The following is a 17,417-nucleotide window of genomic DNA, read 5'->3' as shown; positions in this document are numbered from 1 at the left end:
GTCCACGCCGGGCTGGTCCATCAGCGAGGTGCGTCGTCTCACCGACCTGCTGAATTTCGTGGCGAGGGAGCTTGCTCCCGCTGGGTTGCGAAGCGACCCCAAAAAGATTGCATGCCATCTGCCTGGCACACCGAGGTGCCTGGTTTTGGGGCTGCTGCGCAGCCCAGCGGGAGCAAGCTCCCTCGCCACAGTGGTGGGTGGGTCAGTCGTAGAGGAAGTGTGCCCATGAACACCCTCCCATACGCCTGGGCCAAGGCCCAGCGCCTGGTACTGCGTCAGTCCGCAGAGGGGGCGGTGCTGATGGTGTGCCCGTCCACGCCGGGTTGGTCCATCAGCGAGGTGCGTCGTCAGTTCGGCGACGTGCGGCTGGAGCGGGTGCGCGACGAGGAGCTCGATGGGCTGCTCAACAGTGCTTATGCCGACACGGGCAGTGCTGCCGCCGTCGTGGGCGCGGCGGAAAACGAAGTGGACCTCGACCGGTTGATGCAGGACATCCCCGAGATCACCGACCTGCTGGACACCCAGGACGGCGCGCCGGTGATCCGCATGATCAACGCCTTGCTGACCCAGGCCGCACGAGACGAGGCCAGCGACATCCACATCGAACCCTACGAGAGCCATTCGGTGGTGCGCTACCGCGTCGACGGCACCCTGCGCGATGTGGTTTCGCCGCGCAAGGCCCTGCACGGCGCGTTGGTGTCGCGGATCAAGATCATGGCCCAGCTCGACATCGCCGAAAAACGCCTGCCCCAGGACGGACGCATCGCCCTGCGCGTCGCCGGGCGCCCGATCGATATCCGCGTCTCGACGGTGCCCACCGGCCACGGCGAACGGGTGGTGATGCGGCTGTTGGACAAGCAGGCCGGACGCCTGCAACTGGAAACGTTAGGCATGGACCCGGACGTGCTGGGCAAGCTCGATCACCTGATCCGTCAGCCCCACGGCATCGTCCTGGTCACCGGTCCCACCGGTAGCGGCAAGACCACCAGCCTCTATGCCGCCCTGGCCCGGCTGGACGCCAGCGTCCACAACATCCTCACGGTGGAAGACCCGGTGGAATACGATCTGCCGGGCATCAGCCAGATCCAGGTCAACGCCAAGATCGACATGACCTTCGCCCTGGCGTTGCGGGCGATCCTGCGCCAGGACCCGGACATCATCATGATCGGCGAAATCCGCGACCTGGAAACCGCGCAAATCGCCGTGCAGGCCTCCCTCACCGGTCACCTGGTGTTGGCGACGCTGCACACCAACGACGCGGTGTCGGCCATCAACCGCTTGATCGACATGGGCGTCGAGCCGTTCCTGCTGGCCTCGTCGATGCTCGGCGTGCTGGCCCAGCGACTGGTGCGCAGGCTCTGCCCGCAGTGCAAGCAACCGGATCCGGCCACGCCCGGCACCTGGCGCCCGGTGGGTTGCCCGAGCTGCAACCAGACCGGCTACAGCGGGCGCACCGGGATCCATGAACTGTTCTGCATTGACGATGACATCCGCACGCTGATCCACCAGGGGGCAGGGGAGCAGGCACTGCGCGCCGCTGCCCGTCGAGCCGGGATGTTCAGCATGCGCGAGGATGGCGAGCGCTGGGTGCGCAGTGGCACCACGGCCCCTGAAGAAATCCTGCGCGTGACACGGGACGCCTGATGAATCGCTACCGTTTCGAGGCCGCCGACGCCCAGGGCAAGATCGAATCCGGACATTTGGAAGCCGACAGCCAGGGGGCAGCCTTCAACCTGTTGCGCAGCCGTGGGCTGACGGCATTGCAGGTGCAGGTCGAGCGCAACACGCCACCGGCCAACGGCGGAGGCTTGTTCAGCGCCAAGCTCTCGGACAACGACCTGGCCTGGGCCACCCGCCAACTGGCGAGCCTGCTGGGCGCCAGCCTGCCGTTGGAGGCCGCATTGAGCGCTACGGTGGAGCAGGCCGAGCGCAAGCACATCGCCCAGACCTTAAGCGCGGTGCGCGCCGATGTGCGCAGCGGCATGCGCCTGGCCGAAGCCCTGGCGGCACGCCCCCGGGATTTTCCGGAAATCTATCGGGCGTTGATTGCCGCCGGTGAAGAGTCCGGCGACCTGGCCCAGGTGATGGAGCGATTGGCGGACTACATCGAAGAGCGTAACAACTTGCGGGGCAAGATCCTCACGGCGTTCATCTACCCTGGGGTGGTGGGGCTGGTGTCGATCGCCATCGTGATTTTCCTCCTCAGCTACGTGGTGCCCCAGGTGGTCAGCGCGTTCTCCCAGGCCCGGCAAGACCTGCCCGCGCTGACCGTGGCGATGCTCACTGCCAGTGATTTCATTCGTGCCTGGGGCTGGTTGTGTTTTGGCGTGCTGGCCGGTGGCTTCTGGAGTTGGCGTATGTACTTGCGCAAACCGGCGGCGCGGCTGAGTTGGCACGCGCGGGTGTTGCGCCTGCCGCTGATCGGGCGTTTTGTACTGGGCCTCAACACCGCGCGGTTTGCCTCGACCCTGGCAATTCTCGGCGGAGCAGGGGTGCCGTTGCTGCGAGCCCTGGAGGCGGCGCGCCAGACGCTGTCCAACGACCGTCTGAGCCTGAGCGTCAGCGAGGCCACGGCCAAGGTCCGCGAAGGCGTCAACCTGGCGGCGGCGCTGCGGGTGGAAAAAGTCTTCCCGCCGGTGCTGATCCACCTGATCGCCAGCGGCGAGAAAACCGGCTGCCTGCCGCCGATGCTCGAACGCGCCGCACAAACCCTGTCCCGCGACATCGAACGCCGGGCCATGGGCATGACCGCGCTGCTGGAGCCGCTGATGATCGTGGTCATGGGCGGGGTGGTGCTGGTGATCGTCATGGCGGTGTTGCTGCCGATTATCGAGATCAATCAGTTGGTTCAATAGCCCACCGCGCACAAAACCGTGGCGAGGGAGCTTGCTCCCGCTGGGCTGCGCAGCAGACCCAAAACCTGACTTTCCAGTACAACAGACAGATCGCAGTCAGCCGGTTTGGGGTCGCTTCGCAACCCAGCGGGAGCAAGCTCCCTCGCCACAAAAGCAGCCCGTTGTTTGGCAGTGACGCGACACCTCCCGAGCCTCACCCTCGCCAAACTCGGGTTCCTCGTTCTGTCATCTTCCGTCGCCCGGCAACCGTCCACCGCCCCCTCCACGGCCAACCCTCGCCATCCCCCTGGAAAATCCGCCTGAACCCACGGCGCAGAGCCCTCGAACACCCGAGGAAAAAACCCGAAAAACAGCCCTCGGCTCCCGAGGTTTTTTCCTTTATCTGTCACCGGAAACTGCGAATTTCTAACCCATGGCCTCACCCCATCGCCATCGGCACAGGACCGAGCGCCATGACGGCAAGCACGCGTCACCCAACCTTCGTACGAACACGATGAAAGGAGATTCTTCATGTTTAAGCGCAACGTTCTCGCGGTATCCCTGACCCTCGCCGGCCTCTGCGCCGCTCAGGCTGCCATGGCTGATGTCAACGGCGGTGGTGCTACCTTGCCTCAGCCGCTCTATCAGACTTCCGGCGTACTGCCTGCCGGTTTTGCCCCCTACATCGGCGTGGGCAGCGGTGCTGGCAAGGCTGCTTTCCTGACCAACGACTACACCAAGTTCGTGCCTGGCGACACCAGCGGCAAGAAAGTGCACTGGGCTGGTAGCGACTCCAAGCTCAGCGCCACTGAACTGAGCACCTACGTCAGTGCCCACGGTGCCGCCTGGGGTCCATTGATCCAAGTGCCTTCGGTCGCCACTTCGGTTGCCATTCCGTTCAACAAGACTGGCACCGCCAACGTCGACCTGAGCGTCAACCAACTGTGCGGCGTGTTCTCCGGCCGTCTGACCGACTGGAGCCAGATCACTGGTTCGGGCCGTACTGGCGCAATCACCGTGGTTTACCGTTCAGAAAGCAGCGGCACCACCGAGCTGTTCACCCGCTTCCTGAATGCCAAGTGCGCTGAAACCGGCACCTTCAGTGTCACCACCACCTTCGCCTCCAGCTACAGCGGTGGCCTGCCAGCTGGTGCCGTTTCCGCCTCCGGCAGTGCTAACGTGATGACTGCACTGAACGCTGCGCAGGGTCGTATCACCTATATGAGCCCGGATTACGCCGCTACTACCCTGGCCGGTCTGGACGACGCCACCAAGGTCGCTCGTGTTGGCGGTCTTTCCCCTGCACCAGCCAACGTGTCGGCAGCTATCAATGCCGTTACGGTTCCTGCTGTTGCCGACCGGTCAAAACCAAACGCCTGGGTGCCTATTTTCACTTCCCAAAAAGTGATCGATGAAACCATTCCGGCTGATCCTAGCTTGCGCCTCTACCCAACCACCGGCTACCCAATCCTGGGTTTCACCAACGTGATCTTCAGCCAGTGCTACGCCGATGCGACCCAGACCACTCAGGTTCGCAACTTCTTCAGCCGTCACTACGGTTCGTTGACCAACAACGACTCGGCCATCACCGCCAACCGTTTCGTGCCACTGCCTTCGGCTTGGAAAACTGCCATTCGTGATTCCTTCGTCACGGCTTCCAGCGGTCTGAGCATCGGCAACACCAGTGTCTGCAACGCCATCGGTCGTCCGTTGTAAGCCCAGGCTTGAACGACCTGCAACAGCCGGTCAGCAACGGTGAAAGCCGTTGCTGACTTTTTGCGTCATACCCGCGCCAACACAGCCACATGAAATTTTCATGACATCCGTTCGGTCCCGAGCGGCTGTAACCGCCTATCCCCTATAACCAACGCTGGCAGCTTGATAGCACTGCGTTGCGCCCCCTTAGAGCGAACCCGAAAGGATGAGTAGGATGCTGCGCTGCAAACCCCAGACGAACCTGAATGCTCCACGTCGCGATGGCGAGTTGTCGATGTTGCGGCTCAAGCCGCTGGCCCAGGCCATTGCCCTGCTGATGGTGGCTGGCAATGCCCAGGCGGCGACCGCGTTCAGTTCGGCCTGGTTTGCCGCCAAGGGCGCGTCCCCTGCCGGTGGCGCGGCACGGCCCACGACGGCGTTGCCAGGCATGCCGCCGCCCTTGGCCCAACAGCAACGGGCCAATGCGCAGCTGCAGCGTTCGCTGACCAACCTCAACAACACCGTGGCCGCCATCGCGGCCCAGCAGGCGGCGCAAGCGGCAGGAAGGCAGGCCGCGTTCGGGCAAATCCAGACCGTGCCCGACGGCTTGGGCGAGGGCGGGCTCAAGGTCGATAACAGCCTGGCCCAGGGCTGGCTCAACGCCAAGGGACCGCAGCAGACCCAGGCCGGCGGCAAGACCACGGTGAAGATCGAGCAGACCGCCGACAAGGCGATTCTCAACTGGGAAACCTTCAACGTCGGGCGCAACACCACCGTGGATTTCCAGCAGCAGTCGGACTGGGCCGTGCTCAACCGGGTCAACGATCCGCAGGCGCGACCGAGCCAGATCCAGGGCCAGATCAAGGGCAACGGCACGGTGATGCTGGTGAACCGCAATGGCATCATTTTCAGCGGCAGCAGCCAGGTCAACGTGCGCAACCTGGCGGCGGTGGCGGCCAACATCAGCGATGAGCAATTCAGCAAGCGCGGCTTGTACGTCGATGCCACTGGCACCCAGCCGACCTTCACCGACGCGGCGGGCAAGGTCGAAGTGCAGCAGGGCGCACTGATCGAAACCCACCGCGCCTCTACCTCTACGACCGGTGGTGGTTATGCCTTGTTGCTGGGTAGCGAAGTGGAGAACGCCGGCTCTATCATCACCGCCAAGGGCCAGACCTCCCTGGCGGCGGGCGACAGCTTCTACATCCGCCGGGGCCAGGGCACCAGCGGTAACCTGCGTTCCACCACCCGTGGCAACGAGGTGGCGACGTCCCTCAAGCCGGGCAGCAGCGCCGGCACGGTGATCAACAGCGGCCTGATCCAGGCCAGCACCGGCGACATCACCCTCACCGGACACAATGTGCAGCAGAACGGCGTGGCCGTGGCCAGCAGTTCGGTGGACACCCGCGGCACCGTGCACCTGCTCAACGCCTTCAGCGACAGCACTGGCAGCGTGACCCTGGGGCTGGGCAGCGCCACGGCGGTGTTGCTCGACGCCGCCGGCGGCAGTGCCCTGGACAGTCAGCGCAATGCCGGACCGGCCGGCCTGGATGGCACGCCGAACAACCTGATCACCGGCCAGTTCAACAACCTCAGCAGCGTGGTCGACCGCACCGATCAGTCGCGGGTCGAGATCGTCAGTGGCGGCAGCGTCGACTTCCAGAACGGCTCCATCACCCTGGCCACCGGCGGCCAGGTCGCGGTCAGCGCCGCCGGGCGCAGCCTGGTGCGCGATGGCGCGGTGATCGACGTATCCGGCGCCATTGGCGTCAAGGTGGCGATGGAGTCCAACTCCATCAAGGTCAACGTGCAGGGCAATGAACAGCGCGATGCGCCGGTCAACCGCGACGGCGGCAAGCTGACCAACAACGATGTCTGGGTGGATGTGCGTGACTTGATCTACGTGCCGGCAGGCACCAATGGCTACGCCACCGACCGTTGGTACACGGCGGGTGGGCTGTTGGAAGTCGGCGGTTACTTGGGGACCCGAGGCCACAGCGCCGGTGAATGGGCTGCTCAAGGCGGCACCCTGACGTTCACTGGCAACGACGTGGTGACCCAGCAGGCAGCGCAACTGAACCTGTCTGGCGGTACCCTGGATGTGCAGAGCGGCTACTTGCGGCAGTCCTGGCTCAAGGGCGCTGATGGGCGTTTGCATGAATTGTCCAAGGCGCCGGGGGACATTCTCTACACCGGTATCTACAAGGGCTACGAAGACCACAGCCAGCGTTGGGGCCAGACCGATTACTACTACAACCCGCTGATTGCCCCACGCGAGCGTTTCGAAGCCGGCTACACCGTCGGCCGCGATGCCGGCAAGCTGGTGGTGTCGACCCGCAACGCGGTGCTGGAAGGCCAAATCGTTGGTGAGGTCTACCAGGGTGAACGCCAGACTCAGGCGCCGAATCTCAACCTCGACGGTTACCAGCAATCGCAAAATGCCGTGGCCCGACGGGCGCAGTTGTGGGTGGGCAGCTACACGCCGATCTATGACAAGACTGCACGCGTGATCAACAGCGGTTTGAACCCCACCTTCGATCAGGTCACCGTCGGCAAGGTGACCGACAAGATTGCCGCGGGCCAGGACCTGACCTCGGTGGTCGACACCGATCGGCAAGGCAAGCTGGTGCTGGATAACGAACTGCTCAATGGCTTTCAGCTCGGCGCGGTCAAGGTGGCGGCGGCAGAAGGTATCAAAGTCGATGGCACGCTTAAAGTGGCCGATGGCGGCGACATCACGCTTTATGCACCACAGGTGGAAGTCAACGCCAACCTGACGGCTCGCAGCGGTCGCATTGCCTTGGGTAACGTTCTTAAGCAGGTCAGAACCGATAACTTCCAGATGGGAGACGTCGTGCTTTCGCCCGCCACCGGTCAGCGTGCCGGGGTCACGTTGGGCGAGGGCGTGATGCTGAACACCGCTGGGCGGTGGAGCAATTTGCTGCTTGACGGCAACGACCGCCAAGGCCTGCCGTTCCTCAACGGCGGCACGGTGTCCGTGCGCAGCAGTGGCGACATTGACGTTCGTCAGGGCAGTCGGATTGACGTCAGTTCCGGTGCTGCGGTCATGGCCGATGGCAAGACCCGCGGCGGCAAGGGCGGTGACCTGACCCTGACCGCCAGTACCGGCGCATCGTCCGATAACGGCGCCTTGAACCTTGACGGTGAACTGCGCGGCACCGGCGTGAATGGCGGCGGGACCTTGACGCTGGCGGCCCATAAAGTGCTGATCGGCGACAGCGGCTCGCCGCTTGAACCGGGCACCCTGCAACTGGGCGGAGACTTTTTTGACAAAGGCTTCTCGGCCTATGACATCACCGGTAACGAAGGTCTGACCGTGGCCGACGGGGCCCAGGTCGATGTGACGATGCCGGTGTACCGCTTTGGCGAGCAGGCGTTGAACACCGGCAGCGGCGCGGAGCCGGCCGATGCGTTGCAGCGCTGGACGCCGGAGCTGTACCAGGAAGATGCGATCAAAGGTGTCATGACCCAGCGTCGCGGCGCGAGCCTGAGTCTCACTGCCGGTACCGCGAACTCCAGCGCCGCCGACATGGCCAGCACGGTGTTGAACCTGGGCAAGGGCAGCGTGGTCAGCGTCGATCCGGGCCAGGGCATCGATGTGTGCAGCATCGGTCAACTCACCGCCAACGGTACCCTCAATGCGTGGGGTGGGCGGGTCAGCCTCACCGGGTTGAGTGTCATCGGTGCGGAGGGTGAAGCCGTCAACGCTCAGGGCCACGGTCGCTCCATCTGGCTGGGCGAGCAGGCTCTGATCGATGTCTCCAGTCGGGCCGTGACCGCCCAGGATATGCGCGGTCAGACCTATGGCCTGGTACGTGATGGCGGGCAGATTGTCATCGGCGGCCAGATCGACGCCGAGAAAGGTTCGGCTTCCGCATCCGAACTGTTTGTGGTGGTGCGCGAGGGCGCGCGTCTGCAAGCGGATGGCAGCCAGGCCGTGCTGGATATTCCCGGACAGGGGCGCACCTCGGTGGCGAGCAATGGCGGCAGCATTTCCCTGGCGTCGGCCAATGGTTTGTACCTGGATGGCGCATTCAGCGCCCATTCGGGCGGGACAGGGGCGGCGGGCGGCAAGTTGTCGGTGGCATTGGAAACGCCTTACTACGTGAAGAACGCCGCCAGCGACCGAGCGATGAAGGTGCGTGAGTTGGTGTTGGGACAGACCGCGCCTGCGAGCTTGCTGGAGGGTAATGCCGAGACAGCGGCGGACTCGTTGGTTTACGGCCACGGGCGCTTGGGTGTTGATCAGGTCCAGTCGGGAGGTTTCGACAGCCTGGCGCTGTTGAGCAATGGACTGTTGAGTATCGATGGTGACGTGTCGCTGTCCCTTGGCCAAAGCCTGAGCCTGTATGCCCGCAACTTTGTCACGAGTGCAGCCGCGCCAAATACCCGGGCTCAACTCAATGCTTCCCATGTACTGCTGTCGGGCCCCGCGGCCAACCTTCCAAACAAGGATAACTACGTCCGACCGGTGGTCGACGGCGGCGTATCATTGCAGACGAACAAGGCCGTGTTTTCTGTCAACGCAGACCTGTTGGATGTGCAGGGTAACGTGACGTTCAGTAGCAAGGGCACCGTGCGGCAGGCCGACGGCAGCACCGTCGAGTTGGAGCGCACAGGTTTTGACCGGGTTCAGTTAAGCAGTCGGGGAGATGTGCGATTCCTGGCCGGGTTCTCGAACGAAGGGTTGCCTTTAGGTTTCACAACTCAACTGGTGACGCCTGCGGACATGATCCTGCAGGCCGCCCAACTGTACCCAGCGACCGGCGTAGGCGCTCGTGTTTTGGCAGGGTATGGCTGGGGGCGCGATCCCGTTAACAACATCCCTCTCTACGATCCGACGCGCAGTCTGGTTATCGGCCGTACCACCCAGGTCGTCCCCCAGGTGCCTTATTCGGTGTTCGGTCGCTTGCAATTGGGCAGTGCGAAGATCGAACAAGGGGGTGTCGTACGGGCTCCGCTTGGGCTGCTTGAAGTCGGTACAAATGATAGCTCGGCGGGCATATCTGCCCGGCTGGACTTGTTGCCGGACAGTTTGACCTCCGTCAGCGGCCTAGGGCTGATCCTGCCTTATGGCGGTACTGTCGATGGGCAGAGTTACCAGTACGCAGGCAAAAAAGTCGTTCTGCTGGGGCAAGGCGCAGTGCCCTCCGACAATGGTGACCTCAATGTCGGCGTGATTCTGGGGGGGCAGTCGGTGGTTGCTCAGGAAGGCTCGGTACTCGACCTCTCGGGGGGTGGTGACTTGCTCGGCGCCGGGTTTATCTCCGGCCGAGGGGGTTCCACCGACGCGCGTTTCAATCCGCTGGTACAAATCGGCGCGAACGGCGGTTTTACCTTGCCGGGCCTATCCAGCAACCCGGTCTATGCCATCGTGCCGGGCAACCAGAGCCAATATGCACCAGTCGCCCCCGAAGGTGGCGCAGTGGACCCCAGGGTAGGCCAGCAAATTACCATTGGTGCTGGCGTTCCGGGATTGGCCGCGGGTACCTATACCTTGATGCCCTCCACCTACGCCTTGTTGCCGGGAGCGTTCCGGGTCGAAGTCAATGGCCTGGCGGGGCAGGGGGTGACAACGGCTGCGCAACAGATGCGCAACGGCTCCTGGACCACCGCTGGGGTACTGTCGGTGGCTAATACCGGGCAGCGCAACAGTTTGTCCAGTCAGGTCATTCTGACGTCGGGAAATGTGCTTCGCCGCTACTCGCAATACAACGAAACCAGCTACGCCCAGTTTGCCGTGGCCGACGCCGGACGCCTGGGTGTCCCCAGGGCTTTATTGCCAGTGGATGCCAAGACTTTGAAGCTGAACCTGGCCAGGGGCGCTGGGGATCAGGCGTTCTCCTTCAAGGGTATTGGCAAGTTCGCGCCTCAGACGGGTGGATACGGCGGTACCGTTGCAGTGGTGGGTGGCACCGGTAGCGCACTGGAGGTCGTTGCCGACGGGCGCGGGGCCACGGCCGGTTTCGAAGGTGTGACCCTCAATGCCGCAAGCCTCAATGCATTGAACGCCTCGCGCCAAGTGATCGGCGGCCAGTTTTCAATTCTTTATGGCCAAGGGGGTAACTACGTCACGCCACAAAGGGTCTCCCGCAGTGTGACTTTGCGTGAAGGCGCGACTCTGGCGGCACCGGAGGTTTTTCTGCTGACCGACGGGGGCGAGCTGTTGGTGGAACAAGGCGCCGCCATCAACACCCTCGGGCAAGGCAAGGCGGCGTACGATGCCCGTGATGGCTTTATCTATAACCTCAATGTGAGGAACCAGAATTACAATTTGCTGGCGGCTTCCAACGGCTTGCTCAACGTGCTGGCTCCGCAATCGGGCTCCATGGGTTCGGTCAGTATCGGCGGTTGCAGCCTGACACCGTGCACAGGCGTGACGAAGATTCACTCTGAAGGCAGTATCGTCGCCGCCTCGGGCAGCAGCCTGGAACTGGACGACCAAGTGCGCTATGGCACCCGTCACCTGACGCTGGCCCTGAGCAACATCAACGTTGGCACCGCCCAGGCCCTGAGCGCTGCGGCAACGCACCAGGTCTTGCCGGCGGGGCTGACCCTGAGCCAGACCGTGCTCGATCGCCTGTTGCGCGGGGACACCGAGTACGGTGCTCCGGCCCTGGAAACCCTCGAACTGTCGGCCAGTCAGGCGCTGAATTTTTACGGTACCGTCAGTCTCGACACCTATGACCCGACAACAGGCAAGTCGCGCCTGAATAATCTGATGCTCAGCACCCCTGCCATCTATGGTGCCGGTAGCGCCAATGATGTGGCGACCATTCGCACCACCAACCTGATCTGGAACGGCGATGTCGGCGCGCCGGGTTCGGTGATTGCCGGTGGGGCCGGTACCGGTGCCGGTCGCCTGGACATCCAGGCCCAGCGCATCGAATTCGGCTACGGTGACTTCGCCCAGCCCAGCTCGGTCAGCACCCTGGACCGCCTGGCCCTGGGATTCGCCAACGTCAACCTCAGCGCCAGCGAACGCCTGACCGCCAATCACAAGGGCAGCCTGGCGGTGTATCAAAGCCAGGGCGCCTATGACGCAAAAACAGGCTACGTCTACAGCGGCGGCAACCTGAATATCCTCACGCCGTTGCTCACGGGTGAAGCCGGATCGGTCAACCGCATTACTGCAGGCGGCGTGGTCAATGTAACGGGCACAACCGCTAAGCCTGGCGCTGTCTCCGGGCTAGGGGGCGAGCTGTCCCTCAAGGGCGCGAGCCTCAACCTCGCCAGCGCAGTGGTGCTGCCCAGCGGCAAGCTCACCCTCAGCGCGACGGATGACCTGACCCTGACGGATGCGGCGCAGATCGACCTGGCTGGGCGCGCAGTCACCTTCAACGATGTGACGCGTTACAGCGCCGGTGGTGAGGTGATCCTGCAAAGCCGCAACGGCAACATCCGCCAGGCGGATGGTTCAAGCATCGACCTCTCGGCCCGTAACAACCAGGCTGGCCGGCTCAGTGCCGTGGCCCTGGACGAGGCCGCCGGGATCGTTGATTTGCAGGGTCGGATTCTCGGCAGCAGCACGGGCGAATATGACGCCGGCGGCACCGCCATGCCGTACCTGGCCGGCGGCGTGGAAATCCAGGCCCAGCGCCTGGGCGGCAGCGGCGATCTCAGCGAGCAGTTCGCGGCGTTGAACCAACGCTTGAACGATGGGCAGGTCTACGGCTCCCGTGGCTTCCAGCTCAAGCAGGGCGACCTGGTGATCGGCAACGAACTCAAGGCCTCGACCATCAGCGTATCGGTCGACAATGGAAACCTGTTGGTCAATGGCAAGGTAGACGCCAGCGGCGAACGGGTCGGCAGCATCCGGCTCGCCGCCGGGCGGTCCCTGACCCTGGGCAGCAGCGCGGTGCTCGATGCCCACGGCAATCGCCTGCGTGTAGACAGCTACGGCAAGATCATCGACTCACCGAACCGCGCCATGGTCGACCTCACCTCCCGGGGCGGCGTGCTGACATTGGCCGACGGCGCGCGCATCGATTTGCGCCATGGCACCGCGGCGCCTGCGGGGCAGCATGATGGCCGCGCTCGCGGCACCCTGGAACTCAATGCCCGGCGCGCCGGCCCGGATGCCACCCACGGTGACATCGCCATCGACGCCAGCGGCAACCTGGATATCCAGGGCGCGCGGTCCATCGCCGTCAATGGTATGTGGCAATACAACGACGCAGCTTTTGGCAGCGATCCGGCGGCCAGTGGCCGTCCTTATCAGGTCATCGACCAGGCCTACCTGGATGGCAAGCATCAGGACAGCCTCGCCTTCATCAACGCGGCGCTGGCCAACAGCGATTTGATGCAACGTAGACTCGCCGGCCTGAACAACGCCCGTTACGCCGATGCGTTCCACCTGCGGCCCGGCGTCGAGATCGTCAGTGCGACGGCCGACGGTGACCTGGTGGTGCAGGGCGACCTGGACCTGTCCGGTTATCGCTACGCCAGTGTCAACCCGCACACTCGGCAAACCGCCGTGTACGGCTCCGGTGAGGCCGGCGCGCTGACCCTGCGCGCCGGGGGCGACCTGAGCATCTACGGCAGCATCAACGACGGATTCGCTCCGCCGCCCGCCACTCAGGATGACAAAGGCTGGGTGTTGCTGCCCGGCATCGATTTCACCGGTGGCGACATCGTCGTCCCCGGTGCCGGCGTGACCCTGGCCGACGGTACGGCGTTCCCTGCGGGAACCACGCTCAACTACGACTTACCCATCAAAAACGTGACCCTGGCGGCCGGCACCCGGTTGCCAGTGGCGGCGATCCTGGAACAACCCTTGGAACTGCCGGCCGGCACGGTATTGGCGGCTGCGGTGCACGACGCCTCCGGCAACCTGCTGTTTGCCGCCGGCACTTTGCTGAGCCGGGCCCAGACCCTCGAAGCCGGCTCGCAGTTGGGCGCTGGCAGCGTGTTGAGCGGCGCCACCGCTTTGCTCGGTTTCACCTGGCCCAAGGGCGTGGCGCTGCCCAACGTGGCCGACGCGGGCAATGTCCAGAGCAATATTCTCAAGCTGGACGGCAGCCTGGCGCTGAACCGTGGTTCGCTGATCCCCTCGGGCACCGATGTGAAGTTGCCGGATGGCGTCGAGTCGATCCAGCTACGTCCGGAAATCGCCGGCAGCAATGGCCGCATATGGGCTATCGCCCCGATGCTCGCCGAGGGTTCGCAATCCTGGTCGCTGCGGCTGGTGGCCGGGGCCGATACGACGGCGGCGGACAGCAGGATCGTCCAGCCCGATCCGGTACAAGGCGACTTGCGTCTTGCCGATAGCCACTACGGCATGTTTGGCAAATCCGTGCCGGCCAAGGGCACCTATCAGTGGACTCAACTAGGGGTCGATGAGCTGGCGGGCGCGGGGTTCACGGTAGCGCTCGGACAAACCGTCGACCTGACAATCGTGAGCAATTTTGGCTACGACTCGGTTGACGCGTTCTGTGCGGATTTCGCTGGTATTTGCGCGCTTCAAGCTTCTTACAGATGGACCAAGGCAGCGGAGGAGGAATTGGCAGGTTCCGGCTTTGAGGTCAAGGCCGGCGAGCTGATCAGCCAGGCCGCTGCGCAGTTTTTCCAGTTTGATTCGGTCCAGTCACTCTGCGACGCGGCGCCGAGTGTCTGTGCCCCCGCAGACGTGGAGTATGAAGCGGTTGCCGGCAGTGTCCGTCCGAGCGTCATCCGCACCGGCACCGGCGACCTGGAACTGCTCAGCGGTGGCAGCCTGCGCATGGATTCGTTGTTCGGCATCTACACCGCCGGCACCTCGTCGGCACCGACGTTCCCAGGCGATCCCTACAACCAGCCCAAGGCCCTGGGCGCCAATGGCAAGGTGCTCACCGACGAGGATGGCAGTAACGAAAAGCTGGTCGATGGCGGCGCTGAAAGTCTCTATCGCGCCTGGTATCCGGACGCGGGCGGTAACCTGTTGCTTAAGGTCGGCGGTGACCTCAGTGGCAACCTGACGGCGCCTGTCAACTCTAACGGGCGACCGAACCCTACCGACATGGGCCAGGATTCGGCCAATGTAGGCAATTGGCTCTGGCGCCAGGGCAATGGTGATTCAGCGAGCAGCCAGCCGACCGCCTGGTGGATCAACTTTGGTAGTCATACCGCGTCGACGGTGTCGGGTGGCGCTGATCAAATGGCCGCTTTCACCGGGTTCGGGACTTTGGGTGGCGGTGATCTGGATGTACAGGTGAAGGGTGACGCGGGGGTGTTGAACCGGCTCGCCGGTAACGACTTCAACTCAAACATCAACCCTCGTAGCCAGGGGCTGCTGTTGGCGGTGGGCAGCACCGGACGTGTGGGCTCTGATGGCAGCCTGCAATTGACCGGCGGTGGCGATCTCAACCTGCGTGTGGGTGGTGTTTTGAATCCCGAGAGCTCGTTCACCATGGGGCATCTCAACGGCGCGGTCATCAATTTGCGAGGACACGCCCAAATCGATGGTGGTGCCATTGGTCGTATCGACCTGCTCTACGGCAACAGTGCCCCAGTGCAATCCCCTGGAGAAACACGGGCCTACGACTCCTTCAAGTCCACACGAGGAGCTGCAACCGGTGGACTGACCCTCATGCCTGGTGATGCTACCTTCGATCTGCGTACGTTGGGCGACTTGGTCGTGATGGACGTTGCCGACCCAGGCCGGGCGCCGATGATGAGCGTGTCGCCCTTCAAAAATGGTGCGACTAACGGCTCGGGCGTGAGCTGGTTTTCGTTGTGGACGGCTAATACTGCGATTGATCTCTGGTCATCGGGGGGCAATCTGACGCCGCTGATTTCTGGGAGCGAGACGGACTTGGCGGTAGTCTACCCATCGATTCTGCGGGCCGTTGCGGCCAGTGGCAGTCTTTACTACGGCCAGGCCAAGGTCGCAGGCTCCGGTAACTCCAGTAACGGCTATCGCTCAGCCTTGCTGCTTGCCCCCGGCATCAACAGCGAGTTGCAGTTCCTCGCTGGTGACTCCATCTATGGCGGTGACCTGACGGTCAGTCGCTCTGGTGCCTCGTCCACGGCCATGGCCACACCATTTCGGCCGGCCTTCATGGGGCTTGTCGGTAACACTGTGGTGGTCAGTAATCTCTCCGCCGATGCCAATCGTGTCTCTATAGGCGCAAATACATTGCCGTTGTTTGCTTTTGACAGCAGCAGCGCGTCCGACGAATGGGCGAGCAACACCGATCCTGCCCGTTTCTATGCGCTCAAGGGCGACTTGCTGGCCGTCAATAGCGGGCGGACGATGACGTTCACCACCCCGAATGACAGCCGATTCGGCCAGACTTATTACGAAGGAACCGGGTCGGTGTGGATGATGGCCGGGCGGGACATTGTCAGCAGCGGAACACCGCTGAGTGGCGGCCAGGGTGGTGAGTTTGTCACGGGGCAGTACACCAGCGCCGGCAACCTCTTCATCCACAACAACCCCACCGACATCTCCATTGTCTCGGCCGGGCGCGACATCCTCTACAGCAACTTCAACGTCGCCGGTCCCGGCCTGCTGGAAATCACCGCCGGGCGCAATATCCTGATGGACGACAAGGTCAGCATCACCAGCCTCGGCGCCGTGGTGCCGGGAGATTCGCGCCCTGGCGCGAGCCTGGTGCTGCAAGCTGGCGTGGGCCTCAACGGCGCGGATTACGAGCGCTTCGTCAAGGCCTACCTGGACCCGGCGAACCAGGCCCTGGCCGGTGTGCCGCTGGCGAACCAGGACGGCAAGGTCGCCAAGACCTACGAGGCGGAACTGGTGGATTGGCTGGAGAAACGCTTCGGCTTCAGCGGCGACACCGAGCAGGCCCGCAGCTACTTCGCGGCACTGCCGGCCGAGCAGCAGCGGGTGTTTGCCCGCGACGTGTACTTCGCCGAGCTCAAGGCCGGCGGGCGTGAGTACAACGAAGTCGGTGGCGTGCGCCAGGGCAGCTATCTGCGGGGCCGTGAGGCTATCGACTTGTTGTTCCCGACCAAGGACGTGGCGGGCAATCCGATCACCTACAAGGGCGACATCACGATGTTCGGCGGGGCGGGGGTGCACACCGATTTCGGCGGCAGTATCCAGATGCTGACCCCGGGCGGCGGCCAGACTTTCGGCATCGAGGGCAACGCGCCGCCGTCCACCGCAGGCGTCATCACCCAGGGTGAGGGCGATATCCAGTTGTATGCGCAGAACAGCATTCTGCTGGGGCAGAGCCGGATCATGACCACCTTTGGCGGCTCGATCCTTGGCTGGTCGGCCAAGGGCGATATCAACGCCGGTCGCGGTTCGAAGACCACCGTGGTGTATACGCCGCCCAAGCGCCTGTACGACACCTGGGGTAACGTGACGCTGTCGCCGGCGGTGCCGAGTACCGGTGCTGGTATTGCCACGCTCAACCCGATTGCCGAAGTGGCGCCGGGGGATATCGACCTGATTGCGCCGCTGGGCACCATCGATGCGGGCGAGGCGGGAATCCGGGTGTCGGGTAACGTCAACATCGCGGCGTTGACCGTGGTGAACGCGGCCAACATCCAGACCCAGGGCAAATCCACCGGCGTGCCGCTGGCGGCCTCGGTGAACACCGGGGCCATCACCTCGGCCAGTTCGGCGGCGTCTTCGGCGACGCAGGCGGCTGAAGACGTGGCCCGTCAGCAGCAGAATGCGGCGCGGCAGAACCAGGCGTCGGTGTTTACCGTCCAGGTGGTGAGTTTTGGCTCCGAGCAACTGGCCCCGTCCCGCGACGGCGCCAGCCGCGAAGCGCCTCGGGCCTACGACCCGGCCAGCCCGGTGCAGGTCCTGGGTGCGGGGCCTTTGGACGAACAGAACCGCCAGCGGCTGACTGAGGAAGAGCGGGGGCGGTTGAGTTTGTAAGGGGGTGGGTTGCAGGGAGGTTGGCTGTGCCG

General features: G+C 63.8%; 4 protein-coding genes. All 4 read left to right on the top strand.

Translation table 11 applies throughout. The features are described 5' to 3' along the window. Nucleotides 1-225 precede the first annotated feature (225 nt). Nucleotides 226-1,644 (top strand): type II secretion system ATPase GspE, encoded by a 1,419-nt coding sequence (gene gspE, locus BM300_RS08755; RefSeq protein ID WP_092145863.1) that lies wholly within the window; start codon nt 226-228, stop codon nt 1,642-1,644. Continuing rightward, entirely contained in the window at nt 1,644-2,855 is a 1,212-nt protein-coding gene (gspF, locus tag BM300_RS08750; protein ID WP_092462560.1) for a type II secretion system inner membrane protein GspF, read from the top strand. The genes gspE and gspF overlap by 1 nt, the downstream gene beginning before the upstream one ends. Before the next feature lie 510 nt (nt 2,856-3,365). Next, complete coding sequence (locus tag BM300_RS08745) at nt 3,366-4,550, top strand: substrate-binding domain-containing protein (RefSeq protein WP_092462558.1); 1,185 nt, start codon at nt 3,366-3,368, stop codon at nt 4,548-4,550. 214 nt (nt 4,551-4,764) lie between these two features. After that, nucleotides 4,765-17,385: a filamentous hemagglutinin family protein gene (locus tag BM300_RS08740; RefSeq protein ID WP_092462556.1), complete on the top strand. Its 12,621-nt coding sequence runs from the start codon at nt 4,765-4,767 to the stop codon at nt 17,383-17,385. Nucleotides 17,386-17,417 lie beyond the last annotated feature (32 nt).

The organism is Pseudomonas sp. NFACC46-3, from assembly GCF_900114515.1.
Lineage (GTDB): Bacteria > Pseudomonadota > Gammaproteobacteria > Pseudomonadales > Pseudomonadaceae > Aquipseudomonas > Aquipseudomonas fluorescens_Q.
The sequence above is the reverse complement of the archived record's forward strand: the minus strand, read 5'-3'. Positions and strand labels throughout refer to the sequence as shown.